This is a genomic window from Mesorhizobium sp. CA16 (assembly GCF_020165175.1).
GTDB lineage: Bacteria > Pseudomonadota > Alphaproteobacteria > Rhizobiales > Rhizobiaceae > Mesorhizobium.
In genome coordinates this window covers 1-23900 of record NZ_JAIUHP010000027.1, presented here as the reverse complement: position 1 = coordinate 23900, position 23900 = coordinate 1, and the positions used below count along the sequence as shown (strand labels likewise).

At 63.4% G+C, this 23900-nt stretch carries 24 protein-coding genes and 1 pseudogene; 13 read left to right on the top strand and 12 right to left on the bottom strand.

Annotation, left to right across the window (positions count from 1 at the left end; genetic code table 11):
- Positions 1-120 precede the first annotated feature (120 nt).
- Positions 121-1377: an N-acetylmuramoyl-L-alanine amidase gene (locus tag LB525_RS26375; protein WP_411971053.1), complete on the bottom strand. Its 1257-nt coding sequence runs from the start codon at positions 1375-1377 to the stop codon at positions 121-123.
- Positions 1378-1793: 416 nt separating this feature from the next.
- Positions 1794-1931, bottom strand: coding sequence for a hypothetical protein (locus LB525_RS26370; protein WP_176477023.1), 138 nt, complete (start codon positions 1929-1931; stop codon positions 1794-1796).
- Between the two features lie 92 nt (positions 1932-2023).
- Between LB525_RS26370 and LB525_RS26365 the strand changes: the two genes are divergently transcribed.
- Positions 2024-4972 (top strand): ribonuclease E/G, encoded by a 2949-nt coding sequence (locus tag LB525_RS26365; RefSeq protein ID WP_224549029.1) that lies wholly within the window; start codon positions 2024-2026, stop codon positions 4970-4972.
- A gap of 124 nt (positions 4973-5096) precedes the next feature.
- Here the strand turns inward: LB525_RS26365 and LB525_RS26360 are convergent, their stop codons facing one another.
- Both LB525_RS26360 and LB525_RS26355 read right to left on the bottom strand, forming a co-directional pair.
- Positions 5097-6026 carry a glutaminase gene (locus tag LB525_RS26360; protein ID WP_224549027.1) on the bottom strand — a complete coding sequence of 310 codons (930 nt, stop codon included), beginning with the start codon at positions 6024-6026 and terminating at the stop codon, positions 5097-5099.
- Positions 6027-6031: 5 nt separating this feature from the next.
- Positions 6032-7180 carry a pyridoxal phosphate-dependent aminotransferase gene (locus LB525_RS26355; protein WP_224549025.1) on the bottom strand — a complete coding sequence of 383 codons (1149 nt, stop codon included), beginning with the start codon at positions 7178-7180 and terminating at the stop codon, positions 6032-6034.
- Positions 7181-7363: 183 nt separating this feature from the next.
- Here LB525_RS26355 and LB525_RS26350 point away from each other — a divergent pair, with 183 nt between their 5' ends.
- From LB525_RS26350 to aat, 6 genes are all read left to right on the top strand, one after another.
- A complete protein-coding gene (locus LB525_RS26350) occupies positions 7364-8776 on the top strand; it encodes a M48 family metalloprotease (RefSeq protein ID WP_224532347.1) in 1413 nt (470 codons plus the stop codon).
- A 58-nt stretch (positions 8777-8834) separates the two neighbouring features.
- Positions 8835-9662: a DsbA family protein gene (locus LB525_RS26345; protein WP_140842817.1), complete on the top strand. Its 828-nt coding sequence runs from the start codon at positions 8835-8837 to the stop codon at positions 9660-9662.
- 133 nt (positions 9663-9795) lie between these two features.
- On the top strand, positions 9796-10230 hold the full coding sequence (gene aroQ / locus LB525_RS26340; protein WP_224532346.1) for a type II 3-dehydroquinate dehydratase: 435 nt from the start codon (positions 9796-9798) through the stop codon (positions 10228-10230).
- A 26-nt stretch (positions 10231-10256) separates the two neighbouring features.
- Positions 10257-10721: an acetyl-CoA carboxylase biotin carboxyl carrier protein gene (accB, locus tag LB525_RS26335; protein WP_095767608.1), complete on the top strand. Its 465-nt coding sequence runs from the start codon at positions 10257-10259 to the stop codon at positions 10719-10721.
- Positions 10722-10740: 19 nt separating this feature from the next.
- Positions 10741-12084, top strand: a complete 1344-nt coding sequence (gene accC, locus LB525_RS26330; RefSeq protein WP_224532345.1) for an acetyl-CoA carboxylase biotin carboxylase subunit — start codon at positions 10741-10743, stop codon at positions 12082-12084.
- A gap of 12 nt (positions 12085-12096) precedes the next feature.
- A complete protein-coding gene (gene aat, locus LB525_RS26325) occupies positions 12097-12714 on the top strand; it encodes a leucyl/phenylalanyl-tRNA--protein transferase (protein WP_095767610.1) in 618 nt (205 codons plus the stop codon).
- On the opposite strand, the gene LB525_RS26320 is transcribed toward aat, so the two are convergent.
- From LB525_RS26320 to LB525_RS26310, 3 genes are all read right to left on the bottom strand, one after another.
- Entirely contained in the window at positions 12705-13094 is a 390-nt protein-coding gene (locus LB525_RS26320; RefSeq protein ID WP_095767611.1) for a hypothetical protein, read from the bottom strand. The two genes, aat and LB525_RS26320, sit on opposite strands and share 10 nt — an antisense overlap.
- A gap of 61 nt (positions 13095-13155) precedes the next feature.
- The gene (locus LB525_RS26315; protein WP_411909011.1) at positions 13156-13659 is read right to left on the bottom strand and encodes a DUF2155 domain-containing protein; all 504 of its coding nucleotides are present in this window, start codon (positions 13657-13659) and stop codon (positions 13156-13158) included.
- A 254-nt stretch (positions 13660-13913) separates the two neighbouring features.
- Complete coding sequence (locus LB525_RS26310; protein ID WP_140678429.1) at positions 13914-14312, bottom strand: NADH:ubiquinone oxidoreductase subunit NDUFA12; 399 nt, start codon at positions 14310-14312, stop codon at positions 13914-13916.
- Positions 14313-14582: 270 nt separating this feature from the next.
- On the opposite strand from LB525_RS26310, the gene panB reads away from it, so the two are divergent.
- Both panB and panC read left to right on the top strand, forming a co-directional pair.
- Positions 14583-15422 carry a 3-methyl-2-oxobutanoate hydroxymethyltransferase gene (gene panB, locus LB525_RS26305; RefSeq protein WP_095767614.1) on the top strand — a complete coding sequence of 280 codons (840 nt, stop codon included), beginning with the start codon at positions 14583-14585 and terminating at the stop codon, positions 15420-15422.
- Positions 15419-16270: a pantoate--beta-alanine ligase gene (panC, locus tag LB525_RS26300; protein ID WP_224532344.1), complete on the top strand. Its 852-nt coding sequence runs from the start codon at positions 15419-15421 to the stop codon at positions 16268-16270. Before panB ends, panC begins: the two co-directional genes overlap by 4 nt.
- A gap of 29 nt (positions 16271-16299) precedes the next feature.
- Here the strand turns inward: panC and LB525_RS26295 are convergent, their stop codons facing one another.
- The 3 genes from LB525_RS26295 to gatB form a co-directional block, all read right to left on the bottom strand.
- Positions 16300-16998: an AIM24 family protein gene (locus tag LB525_RS26295; protein WP_140541352.1), complete on the bottom strand. Its 699-nt coding sequence runs from the start codon at positions 16996-16998 to the stop codon at positions 16300-16302.
- A 130-nt stretch (positions 16999-17128) separates the two neighbouring features.
- Positions 17129-17617, bottom strand: coding sequence for a GNAT family N-acetyltransferase (locus LB525_RS26290; protein WP_224532343.1), 489 nt, complete (start codon positions 17615-17617; stop codon positions 17129-17131).
- 2 nt (positions 17618-17619) lie between these two features.
- On the bottom strand, positions 17620-19122 hold the full coding sequence (gatB, locus tag LB525_RS26285; protein WP_224532342.1) for an Asp-tRNA(Asn)/Glu-tRNA(Gln) amidotransferase subunit GatB: 1503 nt from the start codon (positions 19120-19122) through the stop codon (positions 17620-17622).
- A gap of 307 nt (positions 19123-19429) precedes the next feature.
- Between gatB and LB525_RS26280 the strand changes: the two are divergent.
- Positions 19430-19685 (top strand): annotated as a pseudogene (locus LB525_RS26280) (YjhX family toxin).
- Positions 19686-19732: 47 nt separating this feature from the next.
- On the opposite strand, the gene LB525_RS26275 reads toward LB525_RS26280, so the two are convergent.
- Entirely contained in the window at positions 19733-20164 is a 432-nt protein-coding gene (locus LB525_RS26275; protein WP_040983461.1) for a CBS domain-containing protein, read from the bottom strand.
- 204 nt (positions 20165-20368) lie between these two features.
- On the bottom strand, positions 20369-21106 hold the full coding sequence (locus LB525_RS26270; RefSeq protein ID WP_224532341.1) for a rhomboid family intramembrane serine protease: 738 nt from the start codon (positions 21104-21106) through the stop codon (positions 20369-20371).
- A gap of 427 nt (positions 21107-21533) precedes the next feature.
- Here LB525_RS26270 and LB525_RS26265 point away from each other — a divergent pair, with 427 nt between their 5' ends.
- The 3 genes from LB525_RS26265 (at position 21534) to LB525_RS26255 (ending at position 23825) form a co-directional block, all read left to right on the top strand.
- Complete coding sequence (locus LB525_RS26265; RefSeq protein WP_224532340.1) at positions 21534-22172, top strand: PAS domain-containing protein; 639 nt, start codon at positions 21534-21536, stop codon at positions 22170-22172.
- A gap of 172 nt (positions 22173-22344) precedes the next feature.
- Positions 22345-22962, top strand: coding sequence for a PilZ domain-containing protein (locus LB525_RS26260; protein WP_095767620.1), 618 nt, complete (start codon positions 22345-22347; stop codon positions 22960-22962).
- A 257-nt stretch (positions 22963-23219) separates the two neighbouring features.
- Complete coding sequence (locus LB525_RS26255; protein WP_224549013.1) at positions 23220-23825, top strand: transglutaminase-like cysteine peptidase; 606 nt, start codon at positions 23220-23222, stop codon at positions 23823-23825.
- Positions 23826-23900 lie beyond the last annotated feature (75 nt).

Sequence of the window (23900 nt, the reverse complement as noted above, 5' to 3'; positions counted from 1 at the left end):
CAAAATACGGCAGCGCGAAATTTGAGGACTCGGTTGCCGAATAATAACGCCGGGTGTTGTCGTCATGCAACGCTGCTTGCGGTTGCAGACGCCCGGCGGTTGCGGGCAGGTTCCGGCGGGTCAGCCGCCCGTCGCGGTTCCGGCCTTGGCGGCGGCAAACAGGGCAACCGCGTTGGTTATGCTTTGCGCCGCCTTGCCGCGCCAGTCGGCGTTCAGCAGTTGCGCCTCGTCCTTGTTATTGGAGAGGTAGCCGAGCTCGACCAGGACGGACGGCACGTCGGGGGCCTTGAGCACCCTGAAGCCGGCCGAGCGCTGCGGATTGTTGATCATGCCGACGCTGGTCGACAGCTGACCGACCAGCGTGTGGGCGAAGCTCATCGAGAAACCATGGGTCTCACGGCGGATCAGGTCGATCAGAATGTCAGTAACTTCCTTGTTGTCGTCCTCGATCTTCATTCCGGCGAACTGGTCGGACAGGTTCTCGCGATCGGCGAGCGCCTGGGCTTCCGGGTCGGAAGCCTTGTCCGAAAGCGTGTAGACCGTGGCACCGCGAAGACCTTTGACGGCGATCGTATCGGCATGGACGGAGATCAAAAGATCAGCCTCGTGCTGGCGCGCGATGCGCACGCGTTCGTCGAGCGCCAGGTACACGTCGTTGTCCCGTGTCATGTAGACATCGTATTTGCCGACCGCGGCGAGCTTGTCGCGCAGTTCCTTGGCAAAAGCGAGCGTGACGTCCTTCTCGACCGTGCCGGCGGAGCTTTCTGCGCCGCCATCGACGCCGCCATGGCCCGGATCGATAACCACCGTGAAGCGATGGCCGGGCGCCGAGACCGGTCCGGTGCCGACCCGTTCGCCCTTTTCGGTCGAAACCGTCGAACCGGTAGTCAGCGACTGGTTGGCGAGAGCTTCGTCGAACTCCCGCTCGGAGGCAGCCGACATATCGATGGCGATGCGGTAGCCGCTGCTGTCGTCATTCTTGAGCACGTCGAGCTTGTCGACGACGAAAGGGCCCTTGCCGGTGAGGATCAGGCGCGAGCCATGTCCCTGATCGCCGTAGCGAACGGCCCGTACAAGGCCGCGCGGCTTCACATCCTTGGCGTCGAGCGCGAATCGCGTGCGCGGCAGATCGACGACCAGGCGATTGGGACCGCGCAGCAGGAACCATTTGACGTCCGGCTCGTGGTCGAAATTCACCACGATACGCATTTTGGTGGCGTCGCCGGCCATCTTGTAGCCAGTCGCGCCAAGCAGGGTTTCGGCGTGCGCGGCGGCGACGAAACAGGACAGGACCGCCAGCAGCAAGCCAGTCCACGTCACGCGCAGGAGATGCCCGGCGACCCCACCTCTCTTGTCTGCGGCGCCCGCCGATCCCATCTCTTGTCCGTCGCTCCCGGTTTGACGCATTGCGCCCGGTCTTCTCGCAGAATGCCTGTCAGGCCGCCAACTCGATTAACGATTGGTATTCAGAGAAGGTTAACCAAGCCTTTCATAGAGCGGGACGAAGGCGCCTTCCCCAGGGGAAGCGCTTTTTGCCGGCATCCGAAATCGGGGTTGCCTTCCATCCCGCCAAATCATAAAAGCGACATTGGATCACTGCAATCCTGGAACCGCTCGCCTCAGCAGTTTCCTGCCAAAGGCTGGATGCAAAGGCGGCTCCTTTACCCTTCCAGGCTCAGGTGGTCGCGACGATTTTCGCAGGCGTGCCCTCGTGGCGGGGGAATCGCTTGCGTGAGGAAAACGGCCGGGTTTGCCCCGCGCCGGCTCTTTGTGAGCAAACAAGCTGGTCCGGCTTAGCCCGGGCTTTGGTTCAAAAGGTTCTGCCGGGTGCCGATGGCTTCAAGCGCAATCATGGAAAGGTCCGCATCAAACCGCGCCGTAATGGCTGCGGGCGGCACCGCCATTGCGCTCAAGCGGCGGCCGGCGGACATTCAATTATCCGGCATGCACACAGATACAGGCGCACAGCGGCGGGCATTGCCACGCCAGCTGCCGCCGTCGGCTGCCGGCAGGAAACAAAATAATGCCCAACAAGATGCTGATAGACGCCTCCCACCCGGAGGAAACACGCGTTGTTGTCGTTCGCGGTAACCGCATCGAAGAATTCGACTTTGAATCCCAGGACAAAAAGCAGCTCAAAGGAAACATCTACCTCGCCCGCGTAACCCGCGTCGAACCGTCCCTCCAGGCGGCCTTTGTCGAATATGGCGGCAACCGTCACGGTTTTCTCGCCTTTAGCGAAATTCATCCCGATTATTACCAGATCCCGGTCGCCGACCGTCAGGCTCTGCTGCGCGCCGAGGCGCAGGAGGCCGAGGACGAAGACGACGAGGAAGCCGAGAACGGCGAAGAGCAGCAGGCGCGCGACCGCGGCGGCCGGCGCAACCGCCGGCGCGGCGGCAAGAACCGCGACCGCGGCGAGCACAAGCACGCTTCCTCGGAGAACGAGGAAAGCCCGGTCGAAGCAATAGCCGTTGACGAAACCGCCGCTGCGGTTGTCAAGGGCGAGGAAGCCGCCGGCGAGACCGCCGCTACCCCGGCAGAAAATGCCGGAACAGCCTCCGCGGCCGTCGAGGCCGTATCGGAAGCGGCTGAAGGACCCGCCGCCGAGGCTGGCGGAGATTACGCCACGGACAACGACAATGGCAAGCCTTCCGAAGGCGGTCCTACTTCGATTGCCGCGAGCATCGATGCCGACGTGATTTCCGAGGCGATGCCGCAGGCGGATCAGCAGAGCGGCGAAGCCGCCGCCAGCGACGATGATCGCGGCATGCTGGAGGACGTCTCGGCCTCGCATTCGGACGAGCACGAGGTCGAATCGGTCGGCGCCGAGGACGCGCTCGAGGAAATCCGCAACCGCCGCAAGCCGGTGCGTCGCCAGTACAAGATCCAGGAAGTCATCAAGCGCCGGCAGATCCTTTTGGTGCAGGTGGTCAAGGAAGAGCGCGGCAACAAGGGCGCGGCGCTCACCACCTATCTGTCGCTTGCCGGCCGCTATTCGGTGCTGATGCCGAACACGGCGCGCGGCGGCGGCATCTCGCGCAAGATCACCAACGCCCAGGACCGCAAGCGGCTGAAGGAGGTCGTGGCCGATCTCGACGTGCCGCAGGGCATGGGCGTCATCCTGCGCACTGCCGGCGAGAGCCGCACCAAGGCCGAGATCAAGCGCGACTACGAATATCTGATGCGGCTTTGGGAAAACGTCCGCAACCTGACGCTGCAGTCCTCGGCCCCAGCCCTGGTCTATGAGGAAGGCAGCCTGATCAAGCGCTCGGTGCGCGACCTCTACAACAAGGACATCGACGAGATCCTTGTCTCCGGCGAAGACGGCTACCGCGAGGCCAAGGATTTCATGCGCATGCTGATGCCGAGCCACGCCAAGGTGGTTCAGCCATTCCGCGACACCACGCCGATCTTCGTGCGCAACGGCATCGAAGCGCAGCTCGACCGCATGCTGCAGCCGCAGGTGACGCTGAAGAGCGGCGGCTACATCATCATCAACCAGACCGAGGCGCTGGTTGCGATCGACGTCAACTCCGGCCGCTCCACCAAGGAGCATTCGATCGAGGAGACCGCGCTCCACACCAATCTGGAAGCGGCAGAGGAAGTCGCGCGGCAGTTGCGGTTGCGCGACCTTGCCGGCCTGATCGTCATCGACTTCATCGATATGGAGGAGAACCGCAACAACCGCTCCGTCGAGAAGCGGCTGAAGGACCACCTCAAGAACGACCGCGCCCGTATCCAGGTAGGCCGCATCTCACACTTCGGCCTGATGGAAATGTCGCGCCAGCGCATCCGCGCCAGCGTGCTGGAATCGACCATGAAGCCTTGTCCGCATTGCGGCGGCACGGGCCATGTGCGCTCCGATTCCTCCGTGGCGCTGATGGTCGTGCGGGCGATCGAGGAATTCCTGCTCAAGGATTCGCGCAGCCACATCATCGTGCGCACGCCGTCGGCGACCGCGCTCTATGTGCTCAACCACAAGCGCGCCAACCTGGTGGAACTCGAAGCCCGCTTCGGCCTGACCATCACGATCGAGGCTGACGAGACGCTCGGCACCCAGCACTACGCGATCTTCCGCGGCGCCATTGCCGAGAAGCCGGAAGGCTTCGTCGAGGTGCGCAGCCTGCCGGCCTATGTCGAGCCGGAAGAGCCCGAGGACGAGATCGTCGTCGAGGAAGCGGAGGAGGAAGTCTCGGTCCAGCCCGAACAGCCGCGCCACGCGCAGCAGGGCCAGCACCAGCAGCGGTCCGAGGATGGCGAAGGCCGTGACCGCAAACGGCGCAAGCGCCGGCGGCGGCGCGGCGGCAGGGATCGCGACCGCGAGCACAATGGTGACGTCGCGGCGGCGCCGATGGAAGCCGGCGAAACCGATGACGACGAGACGACGAACGAGGCCGTCGAGGAGGCAACCGCCGGCGGTGAAGCTGTAGCGGCCACTGCCGACGACGGTTCCGGAAAGAAGCGCCGGCGCGGGAAGCGCGGCGGTAAGCGCAACCGACGTGACGACGAGGCTTCGGAGGCCGTTGGCAGCGAAACCGTGGGCGACATCGAGGGTGAGCCGGTTGAAGGCCAGGATGCCGTAAGCGAGCCGGCGATGGCCGCTCCTGCCGAGGAACCTGCTGCTCCCGCCGCGGCTAATGACGATGCCGAGGCGGTCGAAAAGCCGAAGAAGCCCCGCCGTTCGAGGGCTAAGAAGGTGGCTGAGGAAGCCGCGGCGGAGACGGTATCGGAGCCTGTGGCCGAGGCTCAGGTCGCGCCCCCGGCTGTCCAGCCCGAGCCGGAGCCGGCCGCTGCCGCTCCCGCGGCCACCGAGGCGGAGCCTGCCACCAACGCCCATCCGACGCGGCGCAAGCCACAGTCAGTCGACGCGCCGGTTGTTCCCGTGGTGTCTTCGAACGTCTCCGACGAGGCCAAGGCCGAAGACAAGCCGAAGCGCGCCGGCTGGTGGCAGCGCAAGGGTTTTTTCTAAGCTCTTCATATCGTTAGGCTGATCTTTTGAAACAATCCCGCGCCCCATCTGGCGCGGGATTTTTCATTTCGCCGACTGCCTTTTCAGCGCAGCTCCGGGTGGCAACCGCCAGCGCTTTGCTGTTTTACGGCGCGAAGATCGACCAGTTCATCATCCGGGCGAGCTTCTCCAGCGCGATGGAGCCGAGCTTGGAGTTGCCGTTCTCGTTGAGGCCGGGCGACCACACCGCCAGCGAAGCAACCCCTGGCACGATGCCGAGAATGCCGCCGCCGACACCGCTTTTGCCGGGGATGCCGACGCGGAAGGCAAAATCGCCCGAACCGTCATAGTGGCCGCAGGTCAGCATCAGCGCGCCGATGCGGCGTGCCCGTTCGGCCGAGACGACCGAATGCCCGGTCGCCGGGTTCCTGCCGCCATTGGCTAGAAACCGGCCGGCCATGGCGAGCTGACGGCAGCTCATGGCAACCGCGCAATGGTGGAAATAGACACCCAGCGCGAGCTCGGGAGCATGATGGAGATTGCCGAAGGATTTCATGTAGTTGGCCAGGGCAAAGTTGCGGTGGCCGGTGGCGCGCTCGGATGCCGCCACCTCGCGATCGATGATGATCGTCTCGTCATCGGCGAGGAACTGGATGAAACGCAGGATTTCGCCGATCGCCTCGCGCGGCTGATGGCCGGCGAGCAGGACGTCGGAGACGACGATGGCGCCGGCATTGATGAAGGGATTGCGCGGGATGCCGTTCTCATGCTCGAGCTGGACGATCGAGTTGAACGGGTTGCCGGATGGCTCGCGGCCGACGCGATGCCATAACGCATCGCCGACCTTGCCCAGCGCCAGCGTGAGCGTGAAGACTTTCGAGACGCTCTGGATCGAAAAGGGCTGATCGGCATCGCCGGCCAGCATGACGCGGCCGTCATTGGTCACGGCGGCAATGCCGAATTTCTTCGGATCGACCTTGCCCAACTGCGGGATATAGCTCGCCACCTCGCCGCGATCGGTGCGCTCCGCCATTTCGGCGGCCACTTCCGCCAGTGCTTGCTCGAGTTCCGGCATGGCGGTTATTTCAGCCAGCGTTCGATGCGCGCCAGCGCCTCGACCATGTCGTCATGGCTGCCGGCATAGGAAAAGCGCATGGTGCGATGTCCCTGCAGCGGGTCGAAATCGCGGCCGGGCGTTGCCGCGACATGCGCCTCAGCCAGCATCTTGCGCGCAAAGGCCATGCTGTCGTTGGTGTGGCGAGTGACATCGCAGAACGCATAGAAGGCGCCATCCATCGGCGCGGCGAGCGCAAAGCCGAGTTCCGGCAGGCGCTTCATCAGAAGGTCGCGGTTCCAGGCGTAGCGCGCCTTCACCTTTTCCAGTTCCTGCGTTGCCTTGAATGCCTCGATCGCCGCGACCTGCGACAGTTCAGGCGGCGAGATATAGAGGCTCTGGGCAACACGCTCGACCGGCCGCACAAGCTCTTCCGGCAGCACCATCCAGCCGATCCGCCAGCCGGTCATGCAATAGTATTTCGAGAAGGAATTGATCGCGGTCACGCCGGGGCCGTGCGCCAGGGCGGTGACATCCGGCGCCGCGTAGGCCAGCCTGTGATAGATCTCGTCGGAGATCACGGCGATGCCGAGCTCCTCGGCGGTTTTCACCAGCGCGGCAAGCTCATCGGCCGGAATCACCGCGCCGGTCGGATTGGCGGGACTGGCGAACAGCACGCCCTTCAGCGGCTTCCCGCGATGCGCGGCCTTGAGGTGCTCGGCATGCAGGTAGGCATCCGAGCCGAGCTCTATCTCGACGATCTCGATGCCGAGCGCGGCCATGATGTTGCGGTAGGCGGGATAGCCGGGCGCGGCGATGGCGACACGGTCGCCCGGATCGAACATGGCCAGGAAAGCCAGGTTGAAGGCGGCCGACGAGCCGGTCGTGACGGCAATGCGCGATGGCGCGACGTCGATACCGTAGTGCTCGCCGTAATGCCCCGCGATCGCCTTGCGCAGATCGGCCAAGCCCAAAGCGTCGGTGTAGCCGATGCGGCCATGCCGCAGAGCCGCGGCCGCCGCCTCGCGGACCCCGGCCGGCGCGGGATTCGACGGCTGGCCGACCGCCATCGACACCACGGGCACGCCGGTAGCCTTCAGCCGGTTGGCTTCGGCCAGGATGTCCATGGCGTGGAACGGCTCGACTTCCCCGCGGCGCGAAAGCGAAACGACCATCTGACCTCTTCCAACTGCTCTATTTGGGCGAATTCTGGACGCAAGCTAGAGCAGACTTGCCCTAACTGCCCTAGTTGCGGGACAGCGCCGCACAAATGCCCGATTGATGTGGGGATCACAAGCGCGCAGGAAGTTGCCGGCGCCGACTTTTCATCTTTCGCCCGCTCGTCTACCAGTGGACCTATGTTGAGCCGACCCCGACCGTTAATTGGCAAAGCGACCTCACTCAGCCGAACCGCGCGCGGCTTCGCGACGATTCTGCTGGCCGCCACCGTTGCTTTATCGAGCTCGGTCAGCGCCTTCGCGCAGGGCGTGCCGGTGGTGCGCGACGCCGAGATCGAGGCGCTGGTGCGCGATTATGCCCGGCCGATCTTCAAAGCGGCGGGGCTTGCCAATGACGGCATCGACATCGTTTTGGTCAACGACCAGAGTTTCAACGCCTTCGTCACCGGCCGGCGGCTGTTCATCAACACCGGCGCGCTGGTGACCGCCGAAACGCCGAACGAGATCATCGGCGTTATCGCGCACGAGGCCGGCCATATCGCCGGCGGCCACCAGGAGAAATTGCGCGACCAGCTCGACCGCGCCAAGACCATGGCCATCATCGCCACGCTGCTCGGCGCCGGCGCCATGGTGGCCGGCGCCACCACCAACAGCCGCGGTCTTGCCGGCGCCGGCATGGGGGTGGCCGCCGGCGGCGGCGAGATGGCGCAGCGCTCGATTCTGGCCTATCAGCGCACCGAAGAGATCACCGCCGACCGTTCGGCGATCACCTATCTGAACGCCACCGGCCAGTCCGGCATGGGCATGCTGAAGACCTTCGCCCGCTTCCAGAGCGCGCTCTCGCTCGCCGGCACCCAGGTCGATCCCTACCGGATCAGCCATCCGATGCCGCAGGAGCGCATCGCCAACCTCGAAGTCCTCGTCAAGCAAAGCCCCTTCGTCAACGCTGTCGACTCGCCGGCACTGCAGCAGCGGCACGACATGATGCGCATCAAGATCGCGGCTTATATGCAGGGCCAGGCAGCCGTCGCGCGACTGATGCGCAAGAACCCGACCAGCCTCGCCTCGCGCTATGGCGACGCGCAGCAGACCTATCTTTACGGCAATCCGGGCGCGGCGCTCGCCAAAACGGCGGCGCTGATCAAGGAACAACCGAAGAACCCCTATTTCCACGAACTGCGCGGCGACATCCTGATGAAGGTCAACAAGCCGAAGGACGCGGCGGACGCCTATGCCAAGGCGGCCAGCCTCGATCCCGCGCGCTCCGGCCTGCTGCTGGTTTCGGTCGGCCAGTCGCTGATGGCGGTCGGCACGCCCGATTCGCTGAAAAAGGCTGTCACCCAGCTTAACAACGGCGTCGCGCGGGACAGGGAGAATTCCGAAGCCTATCGTTTTCTGGCGCAGGCATATGGCGAGCTCGGCGACATTCCGGCTGCCGATCTTGCTACCGCCGAGGGTCACTATTATGCGGGCGACTACAAAAACGCTAAGATCTTCGCCATGCGCGCTCAACAGAAATTGAAGCGCGGCGAACCCCGCTGGGTCCGGGCGCAGGATATTATAAACTACACGCCATCGAACAAACTCAAATGAACCTCCCGGGCCCTGGCGGCGACCAAGGCGGACCGGAACCGGCAAAAGGAACGACGATATGAACAAGGCAATCCTGCTTGGCAGCGCCGGCGGTCTGGCGGTGGCGCTCGGCATGCTGGCTTTCGGTTTCATGGCGGGAAACCCGCAGCCCGCGAGGGCCGACACCGTGCAAGTCGCCCAGGTCACGTCTTCCACCGATACCAAGGCCTCCGCCGATACCAAGATCGATCGCAAGGAGGTCGAAGGCATCATCCGCGATTATCTCTTGAAGAATCCAGAAGTTCTGCTCGAGGTGCAGGACGCGCTCGAGGCCAAGCAGAAGGAAGAGCAGCGGCTCGCCGCACTCGGCGTCATCAAGAACTCCAAGGACGAGATCTTCAACTCGACCTTCGACGGCGTCGTCGGCAACCCGAAAGGCAAGGTCACGATCGTCGAGTTCTACGATTACAATTGCGGCTTCTGCAAACGCGCCATCGAGGACATGCAGGCGCTGACCAAGTCCGATCCGGACCTGCGCTTCGTACTCAAGGAGTTCCCGATCCTCAGCCCGGATTCGCAGAAGGCCAGCGTCGTCTCCATGGCGTTCCACCTGATGCATCCGGAGAAGTATCGTGAGTTCCACACCGCGCTGCTCGGCGGCCAGGGTCGCGCCACCGAGGCGACCGCGATCAAAGTGGCGCTTTCGCTCGGCGCCGACGAGGCAGCGCTGCGCGAGAAGATGAAGGACCCGCGCATCGCCGAAACGCTCTCGCGCACCTATGATCTTGCGACGAAACTGTCGATCACCGGCACGCCGTCCTATGTCGTCGGCAACGAGGTGATCTTCGGAGCGCTCGGCCAGCAGGTTCTGGCGGAAAAGATCGAAGAGGCAAAAAGCGCGCTCTAGGCGCGCCCGCGGTGTAAAAGCCGGCCGCTGTGGACAGCGAAAGAACGCACTTGCGCTCTTTTCGCGGGCGGCTATGCCCATTATAGAGGCCCAGTGCGCCGGCTTGGGGTCGGCGCAGAACAAGGTCGGCATATTGAAAACGATTTTCGTCCTCAACGGTCCCAATCTCAATGCGCTCGGCAAGCGCGAGCCGGGGATTTATGGCGGCAAGACGCTTGCGGCCATCGCCGAGGACTGCAAGACGGCCGGCGCCGCGCTCGGGCTCGAGATCGATTTTCGCCAATCCAACCATGAGGGCGATCTGGTCGACTGGATCCAGGAAGCCAGCGAGAAGGCGGCAGGCATCGTCATCAACCCCGGCGCCTACAGCCACACATCGATCGCCATCCATGACGCCATCCGCGCCGCAGCACCGCTGCCCGTCGCGGAAGTCCATCTTTCCAACATCCACGCGCGGGAGCCCTTCCGCCACGTCTCCATGGTCGCGCCGGTCGCTGTCGGCATGATCTGCGGGTTCGGGCCGCTCGGCTACACGCTCGCGCTGCAGGCACTGGCGGCACGCCTGTGACCGACCCCCAAACAGAAGGCTCGAAAATGTCGATAAAAAAGAACGGTGTTGACCAGCAGCTGATCCGCGATCTGGCGGGCATTCTGAACGACACCAATCTGACCGAGATCGAGGTCGAGCTCGGCGACCTCAAGGTGCGCGTCTCGCGCCAGGCGCAGGCCGTCCATGCGGTTGCAGCGGCGCTGCCGGCGCCCGCCGCGGCTCCTGCGACCGCCGCGGCTCAGCCAGCAACGGCAGCCGCGGCCGCCGATATGTCCAAGAACGCAGTGCCCTCCCCGATGGTCGGCACCGCCTATCTGGCACCCTCACCCGACGCCAAGGCGTTCATCGAGGTCGGCCAGAAGGTCAAGGAAGGCCAGACGCTGCTCATCATCGAAGCGATGAAGACGATGAATCAGATCCCCTCGCCGCGTGCCGGCACGGTGACGGCGATCCTCATCGAGGATGCCCAGCCGGTCGAATACGGAATGCCGCTGGTGGTTCTTGAGTAGAGCCGGGAACAATCAGGAGATGTTCCAGAAAATCCTCATCGCCAATCGCGGCGAAATCGCGCTCCGGGTGCTGCGCGCCTGCAAGGAGCTCGGCATCCAGACGGTGGTGGTCCACTCGACCGCGGATTCCGACGCCATGCATGTGCGGCTTGCCGACGAGAGCGTCTGCATCGGCCCACCGCCGTCCCGCGAAAGCTATCTCAACATCCACCAGATCGTCGCCGCCTGCGAGATCACCGGCGCCGATGCCGTGCATCCGGGCTACGGCTTCCTGTCGGAGAACGCCAAGTTCGCCGACATCCTAGCGGCCCACAACATCACCTTCATCGGCCCGTCAGGCGACCATATCCGCGTCATGGGCGACAAGATCGAGGCCAAGCGCACGGCGAAGCGTCTCGGCATCCCCGTCGTGCCTGGGTCCGATGGCGCGATCAGCGAAGAGAAGGAAGCCAAGCGCGTCGCCGCCGAGATCGGCTATCCGGTGATCATCAAGGCCTCCGCCGGCGGTGGCGGCCGCGGCATGAAGGTGGCGCACACCGAGGCGGACCTCGAAGTCGCCTTGCAGACGGCCAAGTCGGAAGCGGGGGCGGCCTTCGGCGACGACGCCGTCTACATCGAGAAATATCTGCAGAAGCCGCGCCATATCGAGGTGCAGGTGTTCGGCGACGGGGCCGGCCGAGGCGTGCATTTCGGCGAGCGCGACTGCTCGCTGCAGCGGCGCCACCAGAAGGTCTGGGAGGAAGCCAATTCCCCCGCGCTCAATGCCGAGGAGCGTTCGCGCATCGGCGGCATCTGCGCCAGGGCTATCGCCGATCTCGGCTATTCGGGCGCCGGCACGATCGAGTTCCTCTACGAGAATGGCGAGTTCTATTTCATCGAGATGAACACGCGTCTTCAGGTCGAGCATCCGGTGACCGAAGCGATCACCGGCATCGACCTCGTGCATGAGCAGATCCGCGTCGCCTCGGGCGGCGGGCTGTCGGTCAAGCAGGAAGACATCAAGTTCAACGGCCATGCCATCGAGTGCCGTATCAACGCCGAGGATCCGCGCACCTTCACGCCCTCGCCCGGCACGATCACGCATTTCCATACGCCCGGCGGCCTCGGTATCCGCGTCGATTCCGGCGTCTATTCGGGCTACAAAATCCCGCCCTATTACGACAGCCTGATCGGCAAGCTGATCGTGCATGGCCGCAACCGCGTCGAATGCATGATGCGGCTGCGCCGCGCGCTCGACGAATTCGTCGTCGACGGCATCAAGACGACGCTGCCGCTGTTCCGCGACCTGGTCGGCAATCCCGACATCGCCAATGGCGACTACGACATCCACTGGCTGGAAAAATACCTGGCCAAGGGTGAATAGCACGGGGATGCGATGACCCGCCCCTACGCACCAGGCTATCGCATTCCGACCGACCTGCTGCTTCGGGCTTACGCTTCCGGTGTCTTCCCGATGGCCGAGAGCGCCAACGACCCGGAAGTGTTCTGGGTGCGGCCGGAAACGCGCGGCATCATTCCGCTGGACGGATTCCACACACCGCGCAGCCTGAAGAAGACGATCCGCAAGCATCCGTTCGAGATCCGCTACGACTTCGATTTCGAGGCGACGATCGACGGCTGCGCCGAAAAACGCGAGGAGCGCCGCTCGACCTGGATCAATGCGCCGATCCGCGAAGCCTATGTCGAGCTCTATCGCTTGGGCCACTGCCATTCGGTCGAAGCATGGCGCGAGGAACGGCTGGTCGGCGGCCTCTATGGCGTCTCGCTCGGACGCGTGTTCTTCGGCGAAAGCATGTTCGCCAGGGAGACCGACGCGTCGAAGACCTGTCTCTACCATCTCGTCGAGCGGCTGAAGGCGCGCGGCTTCGCGCTGCTCGACACGCAGTTCACGACCGAGCATTTGAAGCGCTTCGGCGCTGTCGACGTGCCGCGCGGCCAGTATGAGAAGCTGCTCGCCGAGGCGCTGAAGGGCGAGGCCGTCTTCTATCCTTGAGCCCGCGCTGCCGCCTCGATCGGCGTTTGCGAATGGAACATCATCTTCCAGCCGTCAGCGCGATGGACATAGCCGGTGCTGACGAGGGCAGCATAGGATTCGCCGTTCTCGCGCGTCGCGCGCGCCTCGTAAGTCAGCATGACGATGTCGCTGCCGGGCTCGACCATGCCCTTCAGCTTAATGTCGAGGTCGCGCCATCTGTTAGGCTTGGCCGCCGTCTTTGCGAGATCGGCGTTGGTCATCGCCTGCGCCATCTGCGGGAACGCCACCAGGCAATCCACATCGGCATTGGCTTCATAGTAAGCGGAATCGCCTGTCCAAAAGCCCTTCTCGATATCGAGAAGCTCCTGCTTGTTGGCCGTGATCGATCTGGTGGTCATCGCAGAATCCTCCTCGCCTGTCGCCGATCTGGAACGGCTCAAAGACGGGCAGGTTCCGAGATCAGTTGGTGTCGGTCGTGTCGTCGGGTGCCGGCGCCGCATCAGTCGGTTCGGAGGCGGCGTCCGCCGGCTGCGCCGGAGCCCTGGCCTTGGCGGCTTCGGTCTTCGGCTTGCCTGTGTCGGCCTTGGCCGCGGTCGGCGGCGGCACGTCCGACTTCTGCTTGCAGCCCTTGAGCCAGACGTCATAGACGGCGTGCTCAACGGCGTTGAGGCCGGGGCTTTCGGCAAACATCCAGCCGGTGAAGATGCGGCGGATCTTGCGGTCGAGCGTGATCTCGTCGACCTCGACGAAGGAATCGGTCTTCGGCTGCTCCGTGTCCGGCCGCGAATAGCAGACGCGAGGCGTCACCTGCAAAGCGCCGAACTGAACGGTCTCGTCGATATAGACGTCGAAGGTGATGATGCGGCCGGTGATCTTGTCGATGCCGGCGAACGCGGCCACCGGATTGGTGATGCGGTCAGAGGCCGCAGGTGCAGCGGCCGGCGCCTGCGCGGCGGCGAACACCGCTGTCGAGGCAAGCAGAACGGACGTCGCCGCGATTAGGGCCTTTGAGATGTGGCTTGGAATCCTGGGGCGCAATTCAGGACGGAAAACCGCTGCGCACTTTTCCTGGAATTGCTTAGGAGAGCTCATGCAAATACCGGTGGTTGTGCCCGGGTGATTCTTCAACGCCCAAGGCTAGTCGAGGCTGCGCAATCAGCAAGCAGCTAAACGCCAATTGTGGCGACAAAGGACCGAAGCGGCGTCTGGGACGTGGATTACGATCCGGGCGTCCAGGCGTCGTAGTCGCCGGTCACCTGCGGGCGATGCTGGTTGGTCAGGATGGAACCCTGCGGACGATAGGCGCCGGGCGTTCCGGTCAGGTTCGGCCGATGCTCCTTCTGCCACTCGCGAGCCTTGTAGCTCTCGCTCGATGGAGGTGTATCGACGCGGTGGTGGATCCAACCATGCCAGCCCGGCGGGATCTTCGAGGCTTCCGAATAGTCGCGATAGATTACCCAGCGGCGGGTGCGGCCTTCCGAATCGATGCCGCCTTCATAGTAGACGTTGCCGGCTTCGTCCTCGCCGACCCGCTTGCCGAAGCGCCAGGTGTGGAAGCGGGTGCCGAGCGTCTGGCTGTTCCACCAGGTGAAAAACTGCAGCAGGAAAGTCTTCATCCAAATCCTCGCGGCGGCAGCGGCTGCGCCTTTCCCCTGCTTATGGCGTCACGTCACCGCGAAGGCAAGGGCTTTGCCACACCCCGAATGGAAATGCTCCATGCGTTCATATCTTGATGCATGTCGTCGTCCCAGAACCGCTCCACACTTCCGGCCGACATGCATTAGTCGATGCAGTTGTCCTGCCGGCGGCAGTGCGGCTTGCCAAGCGCCGCCTGTCTTTCTAAAGCTCGGCCCGCCCGTTCGGGGCACGCCTTGAGGAGGTGACGATTGAGCCGGGATCCGTCCGCAGACAGCCGGATCAGCGCCGAAGACATTCGCCGCCGCAAGGGCGGCGTGCCGATCGTTTGCCTTACCGCCTACACCTATCCTGTCGCCCGCCTGCTCGATCCGCATGTCGACCTGCTGCTGGTCGGCGACAGCGTCGCCATGGTCCTGCACGGCCACGCCACCACGCTCGGCGCCTCGCTGGAGATGATGATCGCGCACGGCCAGGCTGTGATGCGCGGCTCGGCCAAGGCCTGCGTGGTGGTCGACATGCCTGCGGGCAGCTACGAGACGTCGGCCGCCCAGGCCGTCGCTTCGGCGCGGCGCATCGTCGGGGAAACAGGCTGCCAGGCCGTGAAGCTCGAGGGCGGCGTCGACATGGCAGCCCAGATCGCGGCGATCGTCGCCGAAGGAATACCGGTCATGGGTCATATCGGCCTGCAGCCGCAATCGGTGGAGAAGGACGGCGGCTACAAGATCAAGGGCCGGACAGACGACAATATCGCAGCGCTCTTGCGCGATGCAGAGGCGGTGGAAAAAGCCGGCGCCTTCTCGGTGGTCATCGAGGGCACGATGGAGGCCGTGGCTGCGAAGCTTACCCGTCACATTTCCATACCGACCATCGGCATCGGCGCCAGTGCCGACTGCGACGGCCAGATCCTGGTGATCGACGACATGGTCGGCATGACCGTCGACCGCGTGCCGAAGTTCGTCAAGGAATACGCCGACTTGCGCAGCATGATCGCGAATGCGGCGGCCCGCTACGCCGCCGAGGTGCGCAGCCGTGCCTTTCCTGGCCCCGACCACGTCTTCACGACAGCATCCGGCAAGGACGACACATGAACGCGCCAATCGTCGTCGACAGCGTCGCCGCGCTTCGGACACAGGTCAGGAACTGGCGACAGGCCGGCCTGAAGGTCGCCATGGTGCCGACCATGGGTGCGCTGCATGACGGCCATATCTCACTGGTCAGGATCGCGCTCGAACGGGCCGATCGCTGCGTCGTCTCGATCTTTGTCAACCCGGCCCAGTTCGCGCCGACGGAGGATCTCGACAAATACCCACGCCAGCTGGCGCACGATCTCGACCGGCTGCGGGATGCGGGTGCGCATCTCGCCTTCACGCCGGGCGTAAACGAAATGTACCCCGCTGGCTTCGCCACGAAGATCTCGGTGGGCGGCCCCTCTCGCGGCCTGGAAACCGACTTCAGGCCGAGTTTCTTCGACGGCGTCGCGACCGTGGTAGCAAAACTCTTCCTGCAGGCGGCGCCCGATTGCGCCGTGTTCGGCGAGAAGGACTACCAGCAGCTTTGCGTCGTCAGGCAGCTCTGCCGCGACCTCGACCTGCCGGTCGAGATCGTCGGCGCGCCGACGGTGCGCGACGTCCATGGCCTCGCCATGTCGTCGCGCAATGCGTATCTCGGCGAGGCCGAGCTCGGCATAGCACGCGAGCTCAACGTGATCCTGCGCCGCACCGCGGCGGCGCTTGCGGGCGGCGCGGATGAAACCGGCGCCACCGATGCCGCAGCGAAGTCCCTCGTCTCCGCGGGCTTCCAGAAGGTTGACTATGTCGCCGCGCGCGAAGCCGCGACGCTCAGCTCCTGGCGGAAAGACCGCGACGGCCGCCTGCTGGCGGCCGCCTGGCTCGGCACGACACGCCTGATCGACAATGTGGAAATTCCCTCCGCCTGATCGGACTTTCGTTCGATCAGGCTCGCCGCCTACTCTTCCGACGGCATATGCAGATACATCGACTGGATGCCGACGCGGCCTGGCCCGGTGAAGCGATTGACGACGAAATTCATGGCGGCGCCGAAGAAGCCGCTGGAAAGCCGGTCGATCCTTGTATCCATCTTTACCGATGCGTCCTTGAACAGCCAGCCGCCCGGCTCGATGTCGATGGTCTCGCCGGGCGCCAGCACCTTCTCGAAGACATTGCCGTAACCGTGCAGCCAGACGATGCCGTCGCCTGTCTCGCCGCGGAAGCGGTCGATGAAGAAGCCGCTCTGGCCAAACAGCATCGTTCCCAGTCCGCGCACGCGCTCGAAAGTGTAGTCGACGCTGGCGGTCGCGGCGAGGAACTGGTGCTCGCGCACCTGGATCTCCTCGCCGCGCCGAAGATGGATCGGCACGATATGGCCCGGTCCGTCGCGGCTGAAGGCGATGATGCCCGGCCCCGACGCCTCGGTGACGAATATCTGCATGCCGGCGATCATGCGCTTCAGCGCGCCCTTCAGCGATTTCAGGCCGATGGTGATGGCGGTGTTCTTCCAGAGCAGGATATGGTGCTCGAAATAAACCGGCATGTTGGTCACATCGACCGACAGCACCGGCACCAGTTCTCCGGCGACGTGATAGGTCACGCCGCCAAAAGTCTCGTCCGACACCTCGGTCGGCATCAGTTCAGGCAAGCTCGGCATGGCAATCCCCCATTTGCCGGCGACGCCTCTGGCTAGTGGGAGAGCGGGACACCGGCGATGCGCAGCCTTGACCACGCGGATCGGCGCGATCAAATCAAAACCGCGCGATGAATGGGGGCTCGCTGCCGATCTAGCGGAGCCGCTTCTCCATGATGAGGGCGGGCAGTCCCGAATTGCCGCCGCAATCGGCGGTTCTGCCTGTCGCGCGAAACCCGTTCGCCTCGTAGAAGGCGATCGCCGCGGCATTTGCTTCCTCGACCTCGAGGCGCAGCGTATGCATCTCCGGAAAACTGGCTTCAACTTCATCGAGCAGCGACTGGCCAATCCCCTGCCGTTGGCAGGCCGGATGGACGTAAAGCTGGTTCAAAAGAACGATCTTCGGGTCGGTGGTGGCGGCAGCGAACGCCATGCCGCCGAGCCGCTTGCCGTCGTCAGCCACCAGGAACTCGGAATTCGGCCGCGCCAGCCGCGCCTTGAGCGAGGCGATCGAATGCCAGTCATCCGTGATTTCAGTTACCCGCTTGGTGCCATAGACGGCGTCGTAAGTGGCATGCCAAGTCTCGACCAGCAACGCACGGACGGCTGCGAGATCGCGTTCGCTGGCCGTCCGCACGAACATCGCTAGCCCTCGATGCCGAGCTTGGCCTTGACGAGGTCGTTGACCGCCTGCGGGTTGGCCTTGCCGCCGGTCGCCTTCATCACCTGGCCGACGAACCAGCCGGCCATGGTCGGCTTGGCGCGCGCCTGCTCGGCCTTGTCGGGGTTGGCGGCGATCACCTCGTCGACGGCCTTCTCGATGGCGCCGGTGTCGGTGACCTGCTTCATGCCGCGGCTCTCGACGAGCTGGCGCGGATCGCCGCCCTCGTTCCAGACGATCTCGAACAGGTCCTTGGCGATCTTGCCGGAGATGGTGCCTTCCTTGATCAGGTCGATGACGGCGCCGAGCTGCTCTGGCGAAAGCGGAGCATTTTCAATGTCTTTGCCGGCTTTGTTGAGAGCGCCGAGCAGGTCGTTGATGACCCAGTTGGCGGCGAGCTTGCCGTCGCGGCCGGATGCCACCTTCTCGAAATAGTCGGCAATCGGCTTTTCCGACACCAGCACCGAGGCGTCATAGGTCGACAGGCCCAGCGACGAAATCAGCCGCGCCTTCTTGTCGTCGGGCAGTTCCGGCAGGTGTTGCGCCAACGCATCGACATAGGCCTGGTCGAATTCCAGCGGCAGAAGATCGGGATCCGGGAAATAGCGATAGTCATGCGCCTCCTCCTTGGAGCGCAACGAGCGCGTCTCGCCCTTGACCGGGTCGAACAGGCGGGTCTCCTGGTCGATCTTGCCGCCATCCTCGAGGATAGCGATCTGCCGGCGCGCCTCGGATTCGATCGCCTGGCCGATGAAGCGGATCGAGTTGACGTTCTTGATTTCGCAGCGTGTGCCGAATGCGCCGCCCGGGCGGCGCACCGAGACGTTGACGTCGGCGCGCAGCGAACCTTCGTCCATGTTGCCGTCGCATGTGCCGAGATAGCGCATGATGGTGCGCAGCTTCGTCACATATGCCTTGGCCTCGTCGGCCGAGCGGATGTCGGGCTTGGAGACGATCTCCATCAGCGCCACGCCGGAGCGGTTGAGGTCGACATAGGACATGGTCGCATGCTGGTCATGCATCGACTTGCCGGCATCCTGTTCCAGATGCAGGCGCTCGATGCCCACCTCGATATCCTCGAACTCGCCCTGGCGGTTGGGCCCGACGGAGACGATCACCTTGCCCTCGCCGACGATCGGCTGCTTGAACTGCGAGATCTGGTAGCCCTGCGGCAGGTCCGGATAGAAATAGTTCTTCCGGTCGAAGACCGATTTATGATTGATCGCGGCCTTCAGGCCGAGCCCTGTACGGATCGCCTGCTTGACGCATTCCTCGTTGATGACCGGCAGCATGCCCGGCATCGCTGCGTCGACAAGGCTAACATTGGCATTGGGCGCCCCGCCGAACGACGTCGAGGCGCCGGAAAAGAGTTTTGCCTCCGAGATCACTTGCGCATGCACTTCGAGCCCGATGATGATCTCCCAGTCGCCGGTGGCGCCAGGGATCAGGCGTTTTGCGTCGGGGGTGCGGGTGTCGATGATGCTCATGGAGGCCTGCAGACTTTGAATTCTCGGAGTTGCAATTAATGTACTCATTGAGATGCATTAATGCACATTTTGGGTGCGCAACTTCGCTAGTCCAAACCGCCCTGCGAGACAAGCGCAAAGCCCGCACGCTGGCCTTTTCCGCCACGTTCGCTTATAGGATACCCCATTCCAATGGAGAGTGGATGTCCACTTACGCTCAGTCCCGGTGAAGCCCTGACCTCCTAAGCGAGGCAGGCAGAAAACCTGAAACCCCGTGCCGCGATGTCTCGCAGCGGCGGCTTTTGTTGTTTTTCCCGGGACTTCTCCAATGGACATTTCGCGTAACGAGCAGCGCATCCTGCACCTGCTCGCGCAGGGCGGCGCATTGAAATCGAAAAGAACGAAAGCAGGAAGATCGCCTCGGTCCTGTGCCTGACCCGCGATGGCTGGCGCTATCCGGGCTTCGACCTGGAACTCTTTCGGAAATTGAGGCGCAAGAAGCGGTTTCCTCGACGAACGGCGGTCCTTACCGCATGACACGACGCGGGCTCGAGCTCGTGCGCGCCGAACTCGACAATCGCTAATGTCCAATGCCGCCGGCCGAAACGCCGGCGGCACCTTTCCGTTTGCTTCAGGCCGTGGCGATGTAGGCCCTGATCTCTTCGGCTTCGCGCTCGACATCCTCGATGCGGCGCTTGACCACGTCGCCGATGGAGACGATGCCGTCGAGCAGCCCGTTTTTCTCCACCGGCAGATGGCGGAAGCGGCCGCGCGTCATGATCTCCATCACCTCGTTGACGGTGTGGTTTTCGTTGCAGATCTTGACCTTCGGCGTCATCGCCGAGCGCACGGCGATGTCGAGCGCGGCGGCGCCCTCCTTGGCCACGACCCTGACGATATCGCGCTCAGAGAGAATGCCGACGATCTTGCGGTCGCCATTGGTGATGACGAGCGCGCCGATCCTGTGCTCGGCCAGCATGCGAATGGCCTCGCTGAGTTTTTCATTGGGCCCGAGCGTGAACACGTCATGGCCCTTGCTCTCAAGAATTGCCTTAACCGTCATGGCGTCCTCCACTGCCTTTGACGCTCCCGGCGCCCTTAGGAAGACACTGGGTGCTTGGGCAACATCGTGCGCCGTGATTGGTTGCATTTCAAGTGCGCCTAAGGAGTAGATCAGGATGGCGTCTCGTTGAATCACCATCCTGATCTATCTCTTGTTGGAGTATGATCTTCTCCGAAACCGGTTCCCGCTTCTCGGGATCATGCTCTAGGCGGCAGCCAGTGGACGGTCGAAGAAACGCAGTCCGAAAAAGCCGGCGACGAAGCCGCCAATATGGGCTTCCCAGGCGATCTGGCCGTCGATGCCCGGCGCGAAGCCGAGCAGGCCCGTGGCCAGATTGATCACCATCCAAACGCCAAGAAAGGTCATGACGCCGCGCGAACGCAACACCGATGCGACCGGCAGCGGCTCGCCGGCGAAGGCACCCCGGCCCGACGAACGGTCGACGCGGAAGCCGTAGCGCGCGGCCGCGCCCATCATCCCGGAGATCGCGCCCGATGCGCCGACGAGCGGCATCTCGCCATAGGGATGCAGTGCCCAGAACAGAGCGACCGAGGCCAGTCCGGTCACAGCGTAGAACATTGCGAAACGTAGCGCGCCAAGACGATTGGCGAGCGGCGAGCCGAAGGCTGCAAGCCAGATCATGTTGATGGCGATATGGGCGACGCCCCCATGCATGAACGCATAGGTGAACGGGCGCGTGAACAAGAACCAGTCGAAGCCGTATTGGCCGGTGTACAGCACCGGAATGAAGGCGCCGTCATAGAGCAGCGTCATTTGCTGCGTTTCGTTCAGCACATATTGCTGCAGCAGATAGACGACCGCGCAAATGCCGATCACGGCAAGCACCACCGGCGGCAGGTTGAATACAGGTTCGCGCCGCCGCGGCTCGAGCGCCTCGTCCGGCAACGGTTTGTTTTCGGTGGGGTTTACGGGCTCGCTCATGCACCCTTGCAGGTTCGGGACTCGGCGTTTTCGACGAGCATGTAGATCACGCGCTTTGGAATCACAAACGGCTAATCGCCACAGCGCCCGCGCAGAAAAAGGCGAATCAGAGCAAGGGCCGAATCAAAAAGAAGGCCGTTCAGGTGTCCCCCTGAACGGCCGGTCGAGCCCCCTGCTCCCCATAAACTCGTGACTGAAGTGCTGCCGATCGCTGCTGAAACGACCGTTTTGGAGTGGTTTTGATGTGCCACAGGCCTCGGCGGCACACAATGTAAACCGTTTGTTAACCTTAACGACCCCGAGGCGTGAACAAACGTTAACGATACTGGCACGCATCCTGCTCCGCACCGCATGAAGGTCATCGGAGGGCGCCCTGTCTGTTCGCCGATGGGACATCAAAAGACAGGTTGTGCGGAGCAGGATGGACATGAACGAAAAAGGATCGATCGCGCTGTTCCAATATTGGAACCAGCTGCGTGATGGCCGCCTTGCCCCGAAGCGATCGGAGGTGGAGCCGGCGGACATCAAGTCGCTTCTGGCCGACACCTTCATCCTCGAGCGCGATACGCGCGGCGAGGCGGTGTTCCGGCTGGCCGGCACGAGGCTCTGCGCCTATTATGGCCGGGAGCTCAAGGGCTTCTCCTTCCCTTCGCTCTGGCGCGAGAAGGATCAACGGTTGGTGTCGCGGCTCATGCAGGGCGTTTTCGATCAGAAGTCGGTTCTGCTCATGACCTATGAGGGATTCAGCCGGAACGGCCGCTCCAACAAATTCGAGCTCTTGGCGCTGCCGTTGGACGGCGGCGCCGAGAACCCGCGCTGCCTGGGCATCATCAGCACCGCCGACAAGCCGTTCTGGCTTGGTGCCGACCCGCTCGCCGACGCGCTCATCGATTCGATTCGGGTGATAGACCCCGAGAAGGAGCCGATGTTCCTGAAGAACCGTCCGGCCATCGACGTCCCCTCGCTCGTTCCGACCGAATTCGATGCTCCGGAGACCATTTCGGCGCTCGGCCGCGTGCGTCGCATCCGCCATCTCGTCGTCCTCGACGGCGGGCGTCACGAGTGAGCCCCGCCGTGTGAGGTTTCCCGTCGCTCTCGCTAGATTTTTCAGCGCTGCGCGTGCCCCAGGCCCAGGCTTTTGTGGCCGACTTTTCCCGTTTGTTAACCTGCTTTGCTGTAGCTTTTCGGGCGAAATTCCTCGCATCGTCGCGCGGAATGCCAACCGGGTGTAGGCAGTCATGAGGTCAGCGGCGGTAGAATATGCGCCGTCACGAGCTGAGCGGCGCAACTTCCAGCGTGTCCGCGTCAAAATCTACGGACGTTTCATGCTGGAAGACCGCACCGAGCATCCTTGCCAGGTGATCGATATGTCGCCCGGCAACGTTGCGTTGCGCACGGACCGGATCGGCATGCCGGGCGAGAAGGTTATCGCCTATATCGACCATATCGGTCGCGTCGAAGGCATCGTGACGCGTACGTCGCAGGACGGGTTCGCCATGACCGTCATCGCCTCGGAGCGCAAGAAGGACAAGCTTGCCGCGCAGCTCACCTGGCTTGCCAACAAGCATGAACTCGACCTGCCCGAGGACCGCCGCCACGAGCGCGTGGCGCCGCGCAATCCGATGAGCGTCCTGCAGCTCACCGATGGGCGCCAGTATCAGTGCCGCATCATCGACCTGTCGCTCTCCGGTGCCGCCATCGAGATCGATGTCAAGCCGGCAATCGGCGTCCAGGTCACGTTAGGCACGATGCGCGGCCAGATCGTGCGCCATTTCGAGGACGGCGTCGCCATAGAATTCGCCGTCATCCAGCGGCCGGAAACTCTGGATCAGGAATTCAACGCGCCGCGATCCTGACGCAAACCCGCACCGCAAGCGCGAAGCGAGCCGGCCGGTAGCGGCCGGTTTTTTGTTGCCTGATTTTGGCGGGTCGGACGCGGATCGCCAGCGCTATCTAGATCTCACGCGAGCTGGCGAAATCTGAATAATCCGAAATCGCGGTAGTTCAAATTTTATGTTTATTCTACTGGCGTTTTACTCAATGTCTACTTCGGGTTTTTGCGTCAAATAAATCCCAACGTGGCACAGTCTCCGCAAACGGGGAGACTACAACAATGAAAATGACGAGGGGCAAGCTGTTGCTCTTGGCAATGGCGATGCAGCTTTCCGCCTGGGGTACGGCAAGCGCAGGACCGGCTTTCATGCATACGGGTGGCCGCACCACCCAGCCGGTCGGTCACTACGATTTCTGCCAGCGCATTCCGGTCGAATGCAATGAACGGACGCCGAAGGGTTCGCCGGTCGAGCTGACGCGCAAGCTGTGGGCGACGATTGTCAACGTCAACAATACGGTCAACACCCGCGTCAAGCCGCGCACCGACATGGAGATCTACGGTGTCGAGGAATACTGGGCCTATCCCGACAAAGGTTATGGCGACTGCGAGGATTACGCGCTGGAGAAGCGCCGTGAGCTGATGGCCGTGGGCGTGCCAGCCGGCAATCTGCTGATGACGGTGGTGCGCCAGCCGAATGGCGACGGCCATGCGGTGCTGACGGTGCGCACCAGCCTCGGCGAATTCATCCTCGACAATCTCGAGCCGAAAGTGCTCGCCTGGAACGACACGGTCTACACTTACCTCAAGCGTCAATCGACGGAGAATTCGGGCGTTTGGGTGACGATCAACGACGGCCGCGACGACGCGGTCGCCAGCGTCCGCTAAAGCGCCAAAGCGATCGGGTACGTCGCCGTGACGCGGCGGCGCGCCCAGGAAGAAAGCCCGGTCGAGTCCCCACCC